Source organism: Nocardioides sp. Leaf307 (assembly GCF_001423135.1).
Classification (GTDB): Bacteria; Actinomycetota; Actinomycetes; order Propionibacteriales; family Nocardioidaceae; genus Nocardioides; species Nocardioides kribbensis.
On sequence record NZ_LMNY01000003.1, the window covers coordinates 63,607 to 80,501 of the forward strand.

Consider the following 16,895-nt stretch of genomic DNA (forward strand, 5'->3'; position numbering starts at 1 on the left):
ATGAGCATCCTCGACGCCCCGATCGCCCGCCTCGACGGCACGCCGAGCACCCTGCGCGAGATCACCGGCGGTCGCCCGGCGCTGCTGGTCAACGTGGCCAGCCGCTGCGGCCTGACCCCGCAGTACGCCGGCCTCGAGCGGCTCCACGAGGAGGTCGCCCCCCAGGGCTTCACCGTGGTCGGCCTGCCGTGCAACCAGTTCGCCGGCCAGGAGCCCGGCTCGGCCGAGGAGATCGAGGAGTTCTGCTCCGCGACCTACGGCGTGACCTTCCCCATGACCGAGAAGGTCGAGGTCAACGGGGAGGGGCGCCACCCGGTCTACGCCGAGCTGGTCCGCACCCCCGACGAGCAGGGCGAGGCCGGCGACGTGTCGTGGAACTTCGAGAAGTTCCTCCTCGCCGCCGACGGCACCGTCGTCGCGCGTTTCGGACCCCGGGTGGAGCCCCACGACCCCCGCCTCGTCGACGCCGTGGCCGCCCTCGTCGGCTGACCCGCCGGCGGCACCCGCCGACACCTGCCGGCCCCCGACCCGACCCGACCCGACCCGACGGACCCGTCCCCCGCCCTCCGGCGGGAGGCGGGTCCGCTGTCGTGCGCAGGCCCCCGGCCGCGGCTCGACCTCACCCCCACGGGTGGGCCCCGGGTAAAACCCGTGTGACGGGGCCGACGTAACGCAGGGGCGATCCAGCGTGCCTGCGCCGACAAGACCTCTCTCAGTGACGGCGCGCACGATCCGCCGACTTGAACGATCCAGACCCGCCTCGTCATGGTGGTCGTTGCCTCGCGGCTCATGCAGCCGCACCGGTCGACGGGCCTCACGCAGCGCCCACCGGCAGTCAGGACCCGCGACCCCGTCGTGCGCCGTCCGACCCATCTCATCAGTTCTGCGCATCAGCGCGTCCACCGAGAGGCTTCTCCATGTCCTTGCTCGAACGACACTTCAACGACCCCCACACCGACCACACCGGTGCGCCCGCCGGCCAGACCGGCCGCGTCGTCTCCGCCGACGAGGTCCTCGACCTCACCGTGCGCAGCCGGGTCTCGCTGCCCGGTCCGCGCCCGCGCGAGATCGTCGCGGTGCTCGACCCCGTGCGCGCCGACCCCGAGGACGCGACCTCCTCGGTGCGCACCGAGGAGGAGGTGCTGGCGGCCGCCGCCGAGCGGCTGACCCGCCACCTCCAGCCCGGCGAGCTCGTCGCGCCCACCGACGACGGCCAGCTGCGCCTGCGGCTGCGCCACGAGGACAAGGCCGCGCGCCCCGAGCGCCTGCAGGCCATGGCCTACCACGCCGTCGAGGCGCTGGAGTCGGTCGACCACCGCGAGGGCGACCGGCCCGCGGTGCTCGACCTCGGCGTCGGCTGGGCCCCCGTGAGCCGCAAGCAGGACGCCCACCAGGCCGAGGAGTACGCCGCCTCCGCCGCCGCCGAGTCGGTCCTGCAGCGCGACCTGCAGCCGCGACAGCTGGGTCGTCACCTGCGCGTGCGCCGCCCCCACATCGACTGGTGGTCGGCCGGCAACCAGGTCGCCATGGCCACCGTCGGCGCGGTCTTCCTGCCCTTCCTCGCCCTGGTCGGCCTCTACTCCTTCGGCCTCGACGTCTCCAGCGTCCTCTACTGGGTCCTCGTCGGCTCGCTGGGCGTGACCGCCCTGACGCTGTGGGCCGAGAGCTCCTACGCCCTCGACCCGCCGCGGCTGCCGGCCCGCCCGAGCGCCCCGGCGCCGCGGGCGAGCGCCGTCATCGCGGCGTACCTGCCCAACGAGGCCGACACCATCGTGGAGACCCTCGAGACCTTCCTGGCCCAGGAGTACTCCGGCGGCCTGCAGGTCGTGCTGGCCTACAACACCCCCTTCGCCCTGCCGGTCGAGGACGACCTGCGCGCGATGGCCGAGGCCCACCCCGACCTGACCCTGCTCAAGGTCGAGGACTCGACCTCCAAGGCGCAGAACGTCAACGCCGCGCTGCGCGTGGCCGAGGGCGAGCTGATCGGCATCTTCGACGCCGACCACCACCCCATGCCCGGCGCCTTCGAGCGCGCGTGGCACTGGATCGGCGCCGACGAGGACCCCGCCGACGTCGTGCAGGGCCACTGCGTCATCCGCAACGGCTCGGAGTCGGCCCTGGCCAAGCTGGTCGCGGTGGAGTTCGAGCAGATCTACGCCGTCTCCCACCCCGGCCGCGCCCGCCTCCACGGCTTCGGCATCTTCGGCGGCTCCAACGGCTACTGGCGCGCCTCCGCCCTCGAGCGGATCCGCCTGCGCGGCTCCTTCCTCACCGAGGACATCGAGGCCTCGATGCGGGTGCTGGAGGCCGGCGGTCGCATCGTCAACGACCCGGGCCTGATCTCGCGCGAGCTGGCCCCCGAGACCCCCCGCGCGCTGTGGAAGCAGCGGATGCGCTGGGCCCAGGGCTGGTTCCAGGTCTCGCTGCGCCACCTCGGCCCGATCCTGCGCTCGCGCAGCCTCAGCCTGCGCCAGAAGGTCGGCGCGTCCTACCTGCTGGCCTGGCGCGAGCTCTACCCGTGGATCTCCATCACCGCCTGGCCGCTCTTCGGGTTCCTGGCCTGGCGCGACGGCGGGCTCGACATGACCTCGCCGCTCTTCCTGCTCATCACCCTCTTCGTGAGCGTCTCGGGCCCGCTGCAGACGCTGGCGGCCTACCGCCTCGCCGCTCCGGAGATCCGGGCCCACAAGGCGTGGTTCTGGGGCGCGATGGTGGCCAACCTGCTGCTCTACACCGAGGCCAAGAACCTCGTGAACCGCGTGGCCCAGCTCAAGCAGCTGCGCGGCGAGCACCAGTGGGTCGTCACCCCGCGCCGCTCGCGCGGCGACGACACCGCCTCCGCCGAGCACCCCCCGTCCGACCGCACGACCGACCGTACGTCCGCCGAGACCGAGGAGGTGGCCGCATGAGCTCGACCCTGACCTCACGTCCCACCGCACACCCCGACACCACGCAGGACACCAACCAGGGCGCCGGCCAGGACGCCACCCTCGCGACCGGCGCGACCGGCCGCACGCCGTCGCAGGACCCGGTCGCGGCCACCGCGTCGCCGTCCTCGCCGGTCTACCCGCTCGGCTGGCTGCGCGCCCTCGCGGCGCTGTCGGTCGTGACCTTCCACGCCTACCAGAACAACCGCTCGGGGCCCGACTCCGCCTGGCCCTTCAGCGGGATCGGGCACCAGCTCATGGGCGGCACCGACCTCTTCGTCGACATGTTCTTCGTGCTCTCGGGGCTGGTGCTGTGGCTGCCGATCGCCCGCGCCGCCGAGCGCGGCGTGGCCAGCCGGTCGGGGCGCACCCTGCTCTACCGGCGCATGGCCCGGCTGCTGCCGCTCTACGTCGTGCTCGTGCTGCTGGTGTGGTCGCTGACCAACCCGACCTTCCCCGGTCACTGGGTCGACCTGGTCACCCACCTGACCTTCACCCACATCTACAGCGACCAGTACATCTTCTGGACCAACGGCCCGGCCTGGTCGCTCGCGGTGGAGTTCCACTTCTACGTGCTCGTCGCGCTGAGCGTGCCGCTGGTCAACGCCGGTGTCCGCCGTGCCACCACCCGCCGCGCCCGCCTGGCGGTCGCCTCGGCGCTGCCCGCCGCCCTGGTGGTCGTGAGCCCGGTCTACCTGGCCTGGGCGATGCTCGCGGGCGTCCCCCACACCGACTGGTCGACGTGGTTCTCCCCGCTCTCGCGGGCCACCGACTTCGGCCTCGGCATGGGCCTGGCCCTGCTCGCCGTCGCCGGCGTCCGCCTCGGCGGCGCCGCCCGCGGGGCACTGCTCGCCCTCGGGCTGGGTGCGCTGCTCGCCCTGGTGATCACCCGCCCGCTCTCGGTGGCCGGCGAGTGGTGGCACCCGCTCTACGCCCTCGCCATCTGCGTGGCGCTGTCGTCGATCGTGCTGCACGACGGGCCCTACCCGTCCTGGCTGTCGTGGCGCCCGCTCGCCTGGCTCGGCGGCCTGGGCTACGGCATCTACCTCATCCACGAGCCGGTCATGCGCTTCCTGGGATCCCTCGGCCTCTTCCCCGACCCCGCTCCCGGCTGGCGCTTCCTCGTCACCGCGGTGCTGGTGGCCGTGCCCTCGGTGGCGCTGGCCTGGGTCAGCTCGCGCACCGTGGAGGCCGCCGGGCAGCGGATGCTCGGCCTCATGGAGCGCGACGGCTCGCCGCGCGACTTCTACGCCCACCTCGAGGAGCCGGCGACCGCCGGGTCCCGGCGCGCCTGACGAGATCGGCCCCGGCCACCCGGCCCCGGCCCGACGGCCGGGGCCGGGTGGCTTCTGCGTGGGTGGCTACTGGGCGGGCGGCGCGGGCGGCGGGGTCGAGGGCCGGATGCGCGTGCCGTCGGGCTCGGGACCGGTGCCGGGCGGACCCCAGCCGCCGCTGGGAGGCTCGCCGGGGGCCGGGCCCCAGGCGGGGCGGGCCTGGTCGGCGTACGACGGGGGCAGCGGGGGCAGCGACTGGCTCGCGGGCCCACCACCGCGGCCGCCGGCGCGGGCCAGGCCGCCCGGTCCGCCGAGCGCGCGCAGCACGACCAGCACCAGCAGCGCCCCGCCGAGCGCGCCCAGGACGACGCCCCACCAGGTGGGGTGCTCGACGGCCAGCACGATCGTCGCCAGCGGGGTGACGGTCACGGCCATGGCCACCACCAGCACGCGGAAGCCCACGTGGCGGGTGAGCGCGGCGCAGGCCGACCACCCGAGCATGAGCAGCAGGGCCAGCACGAGGACCACCCAGGCGTCGTCGTCGAAGCGGTCGACCTCGGGCAGGGGCTGGGCCGGGTCCTCCAGGCTGAAGCCGGCCAGCGCGCGCTCGAAGAACCCGGTGACGGCCAGCACCCCGGTGAGCGTGGCGTAGCCGACGACCGTGAGCGCCCCGACCACCACGCCGCTGAGCGCCCGCGTGGGCAGCAGCCAGCCGCCGGCGGTGACCAGCACGGCGAAGAGCAGCAGCGCGACGGCGGGGCCGACCGCGCCCAGGTCGTCGCCGCTGTCGGAGGTGCCGAGCACGTCGTCGACGAGCTGGCCGTAGACGACGAAGAGCCCCAGCACGGCCACGACCACGAAGGGCGCCCGGCGGGTCAGCACGTAGCCGCCGGCGGCGAGGAGCACCGCGGCGAGACCCGCGAGGTAGAGCGTCGCGTCGCTGTCGTCGAGCGCGACGCCCACCATCAGGGCCGCCGCCAGGGCGCCGAAGGCACCCGGCCAGGAGACCAGGTCGTGGCGGTCGCGCCGGTCGTCGGCGCCGCCGGCGGTCCCGCCGCCGGCCGAGCCGCTCACCGGGACAGCCACCGGGCCGGACACCGGGCCGGTCGGGCTCGCGCCGACCGGGCGGCCGTGAGCGGACCCCGGGGCCGCGGGCGCACCGGTCCCCCCGGGGAGGCCCGCGCCCGAGCCGGCCGTGGCGGCACCCGCGCGGCTGGTCACCACGCCGAGGGCGGCGACGCCCAGCAGACCGAGCGTCGCGAGCAGGCCGACGACGTAGTTGGACCAGTCGAGCTCCCCGTCGAAGCGGGAGTAGAGCGTCGACAGCGCCACCGCGGTCGACAGCAACGCCACCCCGAGCCCGACCGCCGCGCGCTCCGGGTCCAGCGGCCCGTCGGCGTGCAGCCGGTCGAGCAGCGACGGGCCGGGCGGGTGCGCGGGTCCGCCCGGGTGTCCGCCACCCGCGCCAGGACCGGGGTACGCCGCCGCCGGCGGGGCGCTCGGCGGGGCGCTCGGCGGGGCGCTCGGCGGCGCGCTCGGCAGCGGCACGCTCGGCAGCGGGGCGCTCGGCCGGGGCCCGGTCGGCCCCGGGGCGGCGGACCCCGCCGGCGGGGGCCCGGACGGAGGCGGGTCCGCCGGGACCGGCACGGGGGCAGGCGGCACGGGGGCAGGCGTCCCTGAGTCAGGCGGCACGGGGGCGGGCGGACCGGACGGGCGCGGACTGGCGGGAGGGGGGCCGGTGGGGGGCCCGGCGTCGGGGGGCTGCGTCATCCCGGCAGCCTAGGGGCCGACTCTTTACCCCCGCAGCGTTCTTCGCGGCCCTGCCCCCGCCGTCCCGCTCGCGGCGCCGCCCTCGCAGGGGTTCCCGCGCGGCGCCGTGGACCGCAGGTGTCCCGGGCGGCACCGTCGCCCGAGTCCTCGGCCTGCCCGCCGACACCGCCGGGCCGCGACAGGTCCTGAGGTTGAACGAACGTTCGATCAACCCGACGCACTCCTCGACCGTCGGCGACGCCGTGGCGCGGACGACCCGGGGTTCGCACGTCCCGGGTTGAACGAACGTTCGACCAACCCGACGCACTCCTCCAACGTCGGCCACACCGTGGCGCGGACGACCCCGGGACCCGCACGTCCCGGGTCGGACGAACGTTCGACCAACCCGACGCACTCCTCCAACGTCGGCGACACCGTGGCGCGGACGACCCCGGGACCCGCACGTCCCGGGTTGAACGAACGTTCGACCAACCCGCGGCACTTCCTCCAGCGTCGGCCACACCGCGGCGCGGACGACCCGGGGTCCGCGGCTGCGCCGCACCGCCGGGCGCGACCGGTCAGGCCGGGCAGGACAGGCCGTGGGCCGGGCCCCGGGCCACGAGCGCGACGACCGCACCGACCGCACCGCCCATGCCGAGGGTCAGCCGCGCAGGGCCGGCAGCACGTCGGCGGCCACCTGCTCGAGGACCGCCTCGTCGCCGGCGTAGGGGCCGTCGGGGCGGGGCCAGTGCGTGATGACGTCGGTGAAGCCGAGCGCTGCGGCCCGCCCCGTCATGTCGGTGAAGACGCCGGCGCTCTCCAGCGAGAACTGCGGTGCCGAGTCGAGGTTGAGGTAGCGCGGCACCTCGGCGGGGTTGCGACCGTGCTCGACCAGCGCCTCCTCGAGGGTCCGCCGTGCCTGGTCGAGGCCGTCGAACCACGCGTCGAGGGTGTCCACGCGCGGACCCGTGGTGACCCACGCGTCGCCGGTGCGGGCGGCGAAGCGCAGCGAGCGGGGGCCGTTGGCGGCCACCACGAGGGGCACGTCGCGCAGGGGTGGCAGCGTGCGGGCGTCGCGCGCGGAGAACCACCGGCCGTCGGCGTCGACGTGGTCCTCGGTGCGCAGCCGCACCAGCAGCTCGACGAACTCCTGGAACCGGTCGACCCGCTCCCGGGTGCTGAGCTCCTCGCCGCCGAGGATGCGCGAGTCGAGGTCGCCCCCCGTGCCGACGCCGAGCAGGAAGCGGCCGCCCGACACGTCGTCGAGCGACTGCACGTCGCGGTGCAGGGCCACCGGGTGGCGGAAGTTGGGCGAGGAGACGAAGGTGCCCAGGCCGATCCGCTCGGTGACCAGGGCGGCCGCGGTGAGGGTCGGGGTCGTGCCGTACCACGGCGACTCCGGCAGACCGCCCCACACGAGGTGGTCGTAGGTCCAGGCGTGGTCGAAGCCCATGGCCTCGGCGGCCTCCCACCGCGGGCGCAACTGCGCCCAGGGCAGCTCGGGCAGGATCGTCAGTCCGAAGCGCATGCCCGCGACTCTAGGGGCTGGAGCCCCCGCCCGGTCGGGGCGGCGGCCCGTGTCAGCCGCGCGGGATCCAGACCGAGCTCCCGATCTCGCCCTGCGCGGTCTGCGGCGCCTCGTCGGAGTCGCCGCCGCCCGCACCCTCGGTGAGCACGGAGAACCGGACGGCGCCGTAGTCGCCGTCGTGCAGGCACGTCGAGGGCATCGTCAGCCGCGCGACGTCGTCGGCCCAGCGCAGCCGCAGCCCGTCGCACTCCAGCGGCGCCTCGGTGGGCTCGCGGTCGGTGAAGGCGCCCTCCACGACCTCGGCGCTCACGTCACCGCTGCCGTTCTTGCGGGCGACCAGCCTCAGCCCGGTGTCGCCGCGGGGGTCCAGGCTCACGACCAGCACCCCGGACCGGTCGGCGGCGAAGGTCGTGCGCACGACGACGCGGCGGTCGTCGTTGGCGACCTTGACCCGGGTCACGTCGAGCCGCTTGGCGCCGCCTGCGTCACCGGTCGCGTCGGTGACGACCACCGTGGCGGCCGACGCCGGGGAGGTGAGGGCGAGCGGGGCGGCGACCCCGAGGACGAGGGCGGCGGCCGCAGCCGCGGGGAGGAGGCGCATGGTCCTTGCTCCCACACCGACGGCCCGGCGTCACGCGACACGCCGCACGGCTGGCCCGCCGCCTCCCGCTGCCGGGGCCGGGCGTCCGGGTCGGCCGCTCGCCGCGGGTTCGCCCGGTCGACGGGGCCGGTCAGCCGGTGGCGCCGGCGTCCTCGAGCTCGGGCGGCGGCGGGTAGCCGTTGCCCTGCCCGTAGTAGTCGAGCCACACGTCGTCGCCGAGCGCCGCGCCGGCCTCGACGTAGGACGCGCTGGTGCGGTAGCCGACCGCGGGGTCGGCCGCGAGGGCGACCAACCGGTCGGCCAGGGCCCGCTCGTCGCCCAGGTCCTCCTGGAGGAACGGTCCGTAGGTGCCCACCGTGACGATCCAGCCGTCGTGCAGGCTCGCGACGCTGAGGTAGCCGGGGTCCTCCTCGGGGTAGCCCGCCTCCCAGCTGAGCGCGGTGCGCACTCCCCCGGGGCTCGACTCCTCGCAGCCGGCGGCGAACCGCGTGGCCCGGCTGTTGCACGTGAAACGCTCGAAGGCCTCGGTGCGCCGGCTGACCACGACCCTGACGTGGGTGCTGATCCCGCGGTCGTCGGGGAAGGCCACCTCCACCCCGAGGGCGCTGCTCGGCACCCCGTCGCGGCGGAAGAGCGGCGCCGCGGCCGACGCCGACTGGCCGACGTGGTCGATGACCGCAGCGGCGAGGGCGCGGGAGGTCGTCGACTCGGAGGTGGGGCGCTCGTCGTCGGAGCGGTCGGCGGGGCCGGCGCCGCCGCCCGCGCAGGCCGCCAGCGACACGGTCAGGGTGAGGGACAGCGTCGCGACCGCGACGGACCAGCCTCTCCGCGGAGCGCCGTCACGCCCGGTGAGGGCCGGCCCCGGTCGCGTCGCCTCGGCGGCCTCCCGAGGTCCGTGGCCCACCGATCCCTCGCCCCGACGCCGAGCGCGGCTCGTCCTGCGGGGGCCGGTGGGTCGCGGGGTCATGCCCGGTGACGGTAGTGCCCCGCAGTCACCGGCGGGTCACGACCACGCGGGCTCGCCGCCCGGGGCAGCGGCCCGGGCGGGATCGGGGGCTGGGCGGGCCATGCCCCGGGCGGGATCGGGAGCTGGGCGGGCCCGGGGTGTGCCTAGGCCTGTGCGGCCAGCGTGAGCGGGTGGACGGCGGCGGCGCCGGCGCCGCGGATCGCCCGGGCGGCGAGGGTGAGGCTCCAGCCGGTGGCGACGAGGTCGTCGACGAGCAGGACGGAGCGACCCTCGAGCGCTCCGGGCTCGGCCTCCAGGGCGCTGCGGCGCCCGACGGCGGCGACGCGCTGGGCGGAGTTCATGGAGCCCTTGCCCGGCGCGACCTCGGGGTCGACGACGGCCCAGCGCCCGAGCACCGGCACCTGCAGGTAGCGCGAGAGGCCGTCGGCGAGGTCGGCGGTCAGCGTCGGGCGGGTGGCCGACTCGACCACGACGATGCCGTCCACCGGGGGCCGCCAGTCGCCCAGCACCTCCACCACGGCGCGCACCAGGGGCACCGGCACCGGCCCGTCGGGGGTCTCGGGGCGGAACAGCTCGCGCAGGGCCTGGCCGTAGCCGAGGTCGGTGAGCCGCGCGACCGCGCGGCCCTCCTCGGCCGCGGCGGCGATCTTGCCCTTGAGCTCGACGCCGAGGCGGTCCATGCCCACCGGCCACATCTTGCGCGGCGCGATCGGCACGCCGGGCCGGGCCAGGCGCTGCTGGGCCTCCTCCACCGCGGCCTGCGACACCGCGCTCGACAGGGTCAGCCCGCCGCAGTTGTCGCAGCGACCGCAGGGCTCGGCGGCCGGGTCGTCGAGCTGGTCGCGCAGGAACCACATGCGGCAGCGATCGGTGTCGAGGTAGTCCAGCATCGCCCGCTGCTCGCGCTCGCGGGCCTCGCGCACGCGGGCGTAGCGCTCCTCGTCGTAGCTCCACTCCTGCCCCGTCGACTCCCAGCCCCCGCGCACCCGGCGCACGGCGCCGTCGACGTCGAGGACCTTGAGCATCGTCTCCAGGCGGGTGCGGTTGAGCTCCACGCGCGGCTCGAGCGCGGCGGTGCTGATCGGCCGGCCCTCCTGCGCCAGCACCTCCAGGGTCTGACGCACCAGCTCCTCGCGGGGGAAGGCGAGGGAGGCGAAGTAGGCCCAGATGTCGCGGTCCTCGGTGGCGGGCAGGAGCACCACGGTGGCCTCGCTCGTGCCGCGCCCGGCGCGGCCGACCTGCTGGTAGTACGACACCGGCGAGGACGGCGCGCCCATGTTGACCACGAAGCCGAGCGTGGCGTCGAAGCCCATGCCGAGCGCGCTGGTGGCCACGAGCGCCTTGACCTTGCCGGCGATCAGGTCGCCCTCGAGGGCCTGGCGCTCGGTGGGCTCGGTCTGCCCGGAGTACGCCGCGACCTCGTGGCCGCGCGAGCGCAGGTAGTCGGCGATCTCCTGGGTGGCCGCCACGGTGAGGCAGTAGACGATGCCCGACCCGGGCTGCTCGGCGAGGTGGTCGGCCAGCCAGGCCAGCCGCTGGTCGGCGGTCGGCAGCCGCACGACCCCCAGGCGCAGCGACTCGCGGTCGAGCGAGCCGCGCAGCACGAGCACGTCGCGGCCCAGCTGCTGCTGGACGTCCTCGGTGACGCGCTCGTTGGCCGTCGCCGTGGTGGCGAGCACCGGGATGCCCTCGGGCAGGTCGTCGAGCATCGTGCGGATGCGGCGGTAGTCGGGGCGGAAGTCGTGGCCCCAGTCGGAGATGCAGTGGGCCTCGTCGACCACCAGCAGGCCGGCGGTGGCGGCCAGCCGGGGCAGCACCTCGTCGCGGAAGCCGGGGTTGTTGAGCCGCTCGGGGCTGACGAGCAGGACGTCGACCTCGCCGGCGTTGATCGCGTCGTGGATCGGCTCCCAGTCGCCGATGTTGGTGGAGTTGATGGTCACCGCGCGGATGCCGGCGCGCTCGGCGGCGGCGATCTGGTTGCGCATGAGGGCCAGCAGCGGGCTGACGATCACCGTGGGCCCGGCGCCGCGCGAGCGCAGCAGCAGGGTGGACACGAAGTAGACCGCCGACTTGCCCCAACCGGTGCGCTGCACCACCAGCGCGCGCCGGCGGTGGACCGCGAGCGCCTCGATGGCCGACCACTGGTCCTCGCGCAGGACGGCGTCATCGCGGCCGACCAGGGCGCGCAGGTGGGCCTCGGCCTCGCGACGGACCTCGGCGGGGGTGGCCTCGGTGGCTGCTGCGCTCATGCGGCCTGTCTACCAGCGTCCGCCGACGGCCCGGGGGCCGCCGTCCACAGGCCCGTCCGCCCGGCGCACCCCCGGGCCCGCGGCCCGCGACTCAGAGGTCGTGGTCGCCCCCGGTGACCCCCTTGCCCATCGAGAAGCTCAGTGTGAGGCCGGCGTCGACGGGGAGGGAGGCTCCCTTCACGACGTACTCCGAGAGCACCGTGGTGGCCGACTTCATCGCGGGACTGATCTCTCCGACGAGGTCGGCGAACCTGTCGAGGGAAGCCGAGAGACCCTTCATGAACGTCCGGCACCCCGTGGCTACCTGGCCCCGAGGGTGGCCGCATGAACCCTGATCTCGGGACGCCCCTGCCCCGGTCCACGGCCCTGGCCCTGTCGCTCATGGCGGGGGCGGTGGTGCTGGCCGTGCCCACGGCACTCGTGCTGCTGCGCGCCGTGGACGGGTCGGTGGGATCGGCCGTGCTGGGCCTCGGCATGGCTCTCGTACTCGTCGCGGGACCGCTGCTGCTGGCCCGTGGACTGCTGCGGGTCCGGGTCCACGTCGGTCCCGACGCGGTCACGCGCACCCTCGGTGGTCGGGTGGCCCACCGGATCGCCTACGCCGACGTCACCCGGGTGCGGGTCAAGCGCGAGCCCTACGCCCTGACGATCACGCTGTGGGGCACCGACCCGGAGGGGCGTGAGGTGGTCTTCCCGGTCTCGCGGTCCTACGTCGGCGACCTCGAGCCGCTCGCCCGACGACTCGACCCCGAGGTCGAGCACCGCGGCGCGCAGCTCTTCGCCGACGAGCACGAGCGCCGCTGGTGGCAGGAGTTCCGCGCCGGCACGTTCTGAGCCGCAGCCCGCCGGCCGCCCTGCCGCAGCGGACCGTCGTACGCCGCTGCGCGCCGGCTCAGCCGCCCAGCGCGGCCCGGGCGGCCTCGTGCAGCGCGACGACCTCGCGTCGCAGCTGCGCCCGCTCGGTGACCGGGCCGCCGGGCCAGGCCACCCGCAGCGAGGCCTCCCCCGTGGCGTCGACGACGTGCCAGGTGCCGCCGTGGGCGTCGACCGAGGTCATCTCCGCCGACGTGGCCGCGGGGTAGCCGTGGGCGCGCACGATCCGCAGCGAGTCCTCGGCGTGGTCGTCGTTCATGTGCGCGAGCACGGCGTCGACGACCTCCTCGCCGAGGCCGCCGTCCGAGGCCCCGGGCCCGGCGGTCACGGCCGGCTCACCAGATCCTGACCCGGTCGGCGGGGTCGAGCCACAGCCCGTCGCCCTCGCGGGTCCCGAAGACCTCGTGGAACTCGTCGAGGTTGCGCACGATGTTGGCACGGAACTCCGGCGGGGAGTGCGGGTCGATGGTGAGGTACTGCCGCTCCTGCTCCACGCGACGCTTGGTGCGCCAGACGAAGGCCCAGTTGAGGAAGAGCCGCTCGCGGTCCTCGACGCTGGCCGCGCCGCCGGTGGAGATGACGTAGGCCTTGTGGCCGATGGTCAGGCCGCCCAGGTCGCCGATGTTCTCGCCGACGGTGAGCGAGCCGTTGACCTTCTCACCCGGCAGGGCGCGCGGCTCGAAGGCGGCGTACTGCTCGACCAGGGCCTGCGACTTGACCTCGAAGGCGGCCTTGTCGTCGGCGGTCCACCAGTCGTTGAGGTTGCCGGCGCCGTCGTACTGCGCGCCCTGGTCGTCGAAGCCGTGGCCGATCTCGTGACCGATGACCGCGCCGATGCCGCCGTAGTTCTCCGCCGGGTGGGCGTCGGGGCTGAAGAACGGCTTCTGCAGGATGCCCGCGGGGAAGCAGATCTCGTTGGTGCCGGGGTTGTAGTAGGCGTTGACGGTCTGCGGCAGCATGAACCACTCGTCGCGGTCGACCGGCCCGCCGAGCTTGCCCAGCTCGCGGTCGGTCTGGAAGGCCGACGTGGCGGCGACGTTGCCCATGAGGTCGTCGGGGGTGACCTGGAGACGGGAGTAGTCGCGGAAGCGGTCGGGGTAGCCGATCTTGGGCCGGAAGGTCGCGAGCTTCTCGTAGGCCCGCTCCTTGGTCTCCTCGGTCATCCAGTCCAGCGCCGCGATCGACTCGCGGTAGGCCGCGAGCAGGTTGGCGACCAGGTCGTCCATCATCGCCTTGGAGGCCGGCGGGAAGTGGCGTGCGACGTACTCCTTGCCCACCGCCTCGCCGATCGCACCCTCGACCAGCGCGATGCCGCGCTTCCAGCGCGCCCGCAGCTCGGGCGTGCCGTTGAGGGTGCGGCCGTAGAAGTCGAAGTTGGCCTCCACGAACTCGTCGGTGAGGTACGGCGCGGCCGAGCGCAGCACGTGCGTGAGCAGCCACGGGCGCCAGTCGTCGAGGTCGACCTCGGTCAGCACCGAGGAGAGGTGCTCGAAGAACGAGGGCTGGCGCACGCAGACCTCGGCCAGCACGAGGGCCTGGTCGATGCCGGGGCCGGCGAGGTTGGTGACGTAGGCGTCCCAGTCGAAGGCCGGGCACAGCGCCAGCAGGTCGTCGTGGGTGAGCAGGTTGTAGGTCTTCTGCACGTCGCGGGTCTCGGCGCGCTCCCAGTGGCCGGCGGCGATGCGGGTGTCGACCGCCAGCACGGTCGCCGCGGCGCCGGCGGGGTCGGCGTGACCGACCAGGCCGAGCAGGCGGGTGAGGTAGGCGACGTACTTCTCGCGGGTCTCGGCGAACTTCTCGTCGCGGTAGTAGGACTCGTCGGGCAGGCCGAGACCGCCCTGGCCCAGGTGGAAGAGGTAGCGGTCGGAGTCGCGGCTGTCGGTGTCGACGTAGGACCCGAAGAGGCCGTGGCCGCCGATCCGCTCGAACTCGCCCAGGAAGGCCGCCAGGTCGCGCACGTCGCGCAGGCCGGCGACCGCGTCGACGAGCGGCTGGATCGGGCGGGTGCCGCGGGCGGCGATGGTCTCGGTGTCCATGAAGGAGGCGTAGAGGGCGCCGATCTTGCGGGCGTCGTCGTCGCGGGGCTCGCCCGCGGCCAGCTCTTCCACGATCGTGCGCACGTGCTGCTCGGCCGCGTCGGCCAGCTGCACGAACGGCCCCCAGCTGGAGCGGTCGGAGGGGATCTCGGTCTCCTCCAGCCACCGGCCGTTGACGTGGCCGAAGAGGTCGTCCTGGGGGCGGGTGGCAGGGTCCATGCCCGCGCGGGCGTCGTCGAGGATGCTCACGCAGCGACCCTAGCCGGGCGCCCCGACCGCGGGCACGCGACCGGCGCGGGTCGTGCCCGCCCGGGGGCCGCCGGGCGGTCGCCGCGGGCGCTCGGCCGGGTCAGACCGCGTCGTCGATCGCGGCGCGCACGGCCATCACGACGCTCTCCTGGCTCACGCCCTCGCGCACGGCGAGCTCGGCGACGAGACGGCGCACGACGAGCATCACCCCGCCCATCAGCGGCGAGATGTCGAGCTCGACCTCCTCGGCCGCCTCGTCGAAGGCCAGCGCGATCGCCTCGATCTCCAGCAGGTGGGAGAAGGCCAGCTCCATCGGGTCGACCTCGGGGTCGACGCCCTGCGCGTCGGCGGCGGTGACGCCGTCGAGGATGATGTGGCCCGCCCGGCGGATCCGCTCCTCGTCGCCCAGGTCGGCGAAGGGACCGGGCTGGTCGTGGTCGTGGTCGTGGGGCTGGTCGTGGTGCTGGTGGTCCGCGGCGTGGTCGTGGCCGTCGTCGTGGGTCATGGCGCCATCATCTCGCGGGCCGGTCCGGTGCCGGCGGGTGGCGCGCGCCGGTGGAGCACGCCGACCACGCAATTGCGCTCCCCGGCACCAGCACCGCAGCGGTCTGCACGATCCACGCGACCCGCCACCCCCGAGGACTGCCCCAACCACGCAATTGCGCTCCTTCGGAACCCCCACCGCAACGGTCTGCGCGATCCACGCCACCCGCCACCCCCAAGGACTGCCCCAACCACGCAATCGCGCCACCCCCACATCCGCACGGCCGCGGATCACCACGATCCACACGACGCGGGGCGCCCACGCGACCCGCCGTGCCCGGCGAGGACGGCAACCACGCAATTGCGCTCCCCCGGCACCCCCACCGCAGGGGTCTGCGCGATCCACGCGACCCGCCACCCCCGAAGGCTGCGCCAACCGCGCCATTGCGCCACCCCGACACCCGCACGGCCGCAGCGGGCGGAGGAAGGGCCGACGCCGCCGCAGCGGGACCGCGGGCCGCGTCCGCGGGCGCCCCGACGGCACGCGCGGTCGCGACGCGCCGGGAGCGGTGCCGCGCGGGAGTACGGTCCGGGCATGAGCTCCGAGCTGCAGGTCGTCGCCACCATCCCCACCGACCCCGCCCACCGTGAGGCGGTGCAGGCCGGGCTGGCCGAGCTGGTCACCGCCACGCGCGCCGAGGACGGCTGCCTGGCCTACACCGCCTACGAGTCGGCCACCGCCCCCGGTGTCTTCGTCACCGTCGAGACCTGGCGCAGTCAGGCCGACCTCGACGCGCACATGCAGACCGCCCACATCGCGCGCGCCTTCGAGGTGCTCGGTGCGGCGCTCGTCGGCGAGGTGGCCATCCACCCGCTGACCCCGCTGGCCTGACCCGCGGCCGACGGCCGGTCACCGGCCACCGGTCACCGGCCACCGACAGGCTGGCGGGCGGGCCTCAGCGCATCCGCACGACCGACTTGCCGAGGGTGCGGCGCTCGTCCATGTCGACGAGCGCCCGGCCGAAGTCCTCGAGGGCGTAGGTCGCGCCCACGGGAGGCTTCACCACGCCCGAGGCCATCATCGGGGCGAGCTTCTCCCACTGCTGGTGCATGTAACCGGGTCGGCTCATCGCGTAGGCGCCCCAGCCGACGCCGCGGACGTCGGTGTTGTTGAGCAGCAGCCGGTTGACCTTGACCTGGGGGATGCCCTGGCCGGCGGCGAAGCCGACCACGAGCAGGCGGCCCTGGGCGCCGAGCAGGCGCAGGGAGTCGGTGAAGACGTCGCCGCCGACGACGTCCACCACCACGTCGACCCCGGCGCCGCCGGTGAGCTCCTGCACGGCGTCCTTGAACCCGTCGAGCAGCACGACCTCGTCGGCGCCGGCGGTGCGGGCGACGACGGCCTTCTCCTCGGTCGAGACCACCGCGATGGTGCGGGCGCCCATGCCCTTGGCCACCTGGATGGTCGCGGTGCCGACCCCGCCGGCGGCGCCGTGGACCAGCACGGTCTCCCCGGCCTGGAGGCCACCGCGCTCGTCGAGGGCGAACTGGGCGGTGAGGTAGTTCATCGGCAGCGCCGCGGCCTCGTCGAAGGAGACCTCGTCGGGCACGGGGAAGGTGAAGATCGCGGGGCTGGCGACCAGCTCGGCGGCGCCGCCATAAGGTCCGACGCCGGCCACCCGGGTGCCGGGCTCGTAGCCCTCGGGCCCGGAGACGACGACGCCGGCGAAGTCGACGCCGAGGGTGAAGGGCGGCTCGGGCTTGAGCTGGTACTCCCCGCGGCTCAGCAGCAGGTCGGGGAAGGAGATGCCGACCGTGTGCACCTCCACCAGCACGTCGTCGGGCCCGGGCGTCGGCTCGGCGACGTCGCGGATCTCGAGGTGGGTGGGACCGGTGGTGTCGACGACCTGGACTGCGCGCATGGGGGCACCGTAGCCACCCGCGCCGACCCCTGCGCCC

General features: G+C 75.1%; 15 protein-coding genes. 5 read left to right on the forward strand and 10 right to left on the reverse strand.

The genetic code is table 11. The features are described 5' to 3' along the window. The 3 genes from ASF50_RS15255 to ASF50_RS15265 all read left to right on the forward strand — a co-directional run bounded on the left by ASF50_RS15255 (position 1) and on the right by ASF50_RS15265 (position 4,222). Entirely contained in the window at positions 1–489 is a 489-nt protein-coding gene (locus ASF50_RS15255; RefSeq protein ID WP_056865157.1) for a glutathione peroxidase, read from the forward strand. Between the two features lie 428 nt (positions 490–917). Continuing rightward, on the forward strand, positions 918–2,909 hold the full coding sequence (locus ASF50_RS15260) for a glycosyltransferase (RefSeq protein WP_056905084.1): 1,992 nt from the start codon (positions 918–920) through the stop codon (positions 2,907–2,909). Further along, positions 2,906–4,222 carry an acyltransferase family protein gene (locus ASF50_RS15265; protein WP_056905085.1) on the forward strand — a complete coding sequence of 439 codons (1,317 nt, stop codon included), beginning with the start codon at positions 2,906–2,908 and terminating at the stop codon, positions 4,220–4,222. The genes ASF50_RS15260 and ASF50_RS15265 overlap by 4 nt, the downstream gene beginning before the upstream one ends. Before the next feature lie 66 nt (positions 4,223–4,288). On the opposite strand, the gene ASF50_RS15270 is transcribed toward ASF50_RS15265, so the two are convergent. The 6 genes from ASF50_RS15270 to ASF50_RS15295 all read right to left on the reverse strand — a co-directional run bounded on the left by ASF50_RS15270 (position 4,289) and on the right by ASF50_RS15295 (position 11,575). Next, entirely contained in the window at positions 4,289–5,749 is a 1,461-nt protein-coding gene (locus ASF50_RS15270) for a hypothetical protein (protein WP_056905086.1), read from the reverse strand. An 862-nt stretch (positions 5,750–6,611) separates the two neighbouring features. Continuing rightward, positions 6,612–7,478, reverse strand: coding sequence for an LLM class flavin-dependent oxidoreductase (locus ASF50_RS15275; RefSeq protein ID WP_056905087.1), 867 nt, complete (start codon positions 7,476–7,478; stop codon positions 6,612–6,614). 52 nt (positions 7,479–7,530) lie between these two features. After that, on the reverse strand, positions 7,531–8,079 hold the full coding sequence (locus ASF50_RS15280; RefSeq protein ID WP_056865152.1) for a hypothetical protein: 549 nt from the start codon (positions 8,077–8,079) through the stop codon (positions 7,531–7,533). A gap of 130 nt (positions 8,080–8,209) precedes the next feature. Then, the gene (locus tag ASF50_RS15285) at positions 8,210–8,860 is read right to left on the reverse strand and encodes a hypothetical protein (RefSeq protein WP_156718339.1); all 651 of its coding nucleotides are present in this window, start codon (positions 8,858–8,860) and stop codon (positions 8,210–8,212) included. Between the two features lie 329 nt (positions 8,861–9,189). After that, positions 9,190–11,295 (reverse strand): RecQ family ATP-dependent DNA helicase, encoded by a 2,106-nt coding sequence (locus tag ASF50_RS15290; RefSeq protein WP_056905089.1) that lies wholly within the window; start codon positions 11,293–11,295, stop codon positions 9,190–9,192. A gap of 91 nt (positions 11,296–11,386) precedes the next feature. Next, complete coding sequence (locus ASF50_RS15295) at positions 11,387–11,575, reverse strand: hypothetical protein (RefSeq protein ID WP_056865149.1); 189 nt, start codon at positions 11,573–11,575, stop codon at positions 11,387–11,389. Between the two features lie 44 nt (positions 11,576–11,619). Between ASF50_RS15295 and ASF50_RS15300 the strand changes: the two genes are divergently transcribed. Then, a complete protein-coding gene (locus tag ASF50_RS15300) occupies positions 11,620–12,129 on the forward strand; it encodes a hypothetical protein (RefSeq protein ID WP_056905090.1) in 510 nt (169 codons plus the stop codon). A 58-nt stretch (positions 12,130–12,187) separates the two neighbouring features. Here the strand turns inward: ASF50_RS15300 and ASF50_RS15305 are convergent, their stop codons facing one another. The 3 genes from ASF50_RS15305 to ASF50_RS15315 all read right to left on the reverse strand — a co-directional run bounded on the left by ASF50_RS15305 (position 12,188) and on the right by ASF50_RS15315 (position 14,958). After that, the gene (locus ASF50_RS15305) at positions 12,188–12,496 is read right to left on the reverse strand and encodes a DUF2470 domain-containing protein (RefSeq protein ID WP_235557697.1); all 309 of its coding nucleotides are present in this window, start codon (positions 12,494–12,496) and stop codon (positions 12,188–12,190) included. A 7-nt stretch (positions 12,497–12,503) separates the two neighbouring features. Then, positions 12,504–14,453 (reverse strand): M13 family metallopeptidase, encoded by a 1,950-nt coding sequence (locus tag ASF50_RS15310; RefSeq protein WP_056865147.1) that lies wholly within the window; start codon positions 14,451–14,453, stop codon positions 12,504–12,506. 100 nt (positions 14,454–14,553) lie between these two features. Continuing rightward, positions 14,554–14,958: a hypothetical protein gene (locus tag ASF50_RS15315; protein WP_056905091.1), complete on the reverse strand. Its 405-nt coding sequence runs from the start codon at positions 14,956–14,958 to the stop codon at positions 14,554–14,556. Between the two features lie 573 nt (positions 14,959–15,531). On the opposite strand from ASF50_RS15315, the gene ASF50_RS15320 reads away from it, so the two are divergent. Continuing rightward, the gene (locus tag ASF50_RS15320) at positions 15,532–15,828 is read left to right on the forward strand and encodes a putative quinol monooxygenase (protein ID WP_056865145.1); all 297 of its coding nucleotides are present in this window, start codon (positions 15,532–15,534) and stop codon (positions 15,826–15,828) included. 64 nt (positions 15,829–15,892) lie between these two features. Here the strand turns inward: ASF50_RS15320 and ASF50_RS15325 are convergent, their stop codons facing one another. Next, positions 15,893–16,858, reverse strand: coding sequence for an NADPH:quinone oxidoreductase family protein (locus tag ASF50_RS15325; protein ID WP_056905397.1), 966 nt, complete (start codon positions 16,856–16,858; stop codon positions 15,893–15,895). Positions 16,859–16,895 lie beyond the last annotated feature (37 nt).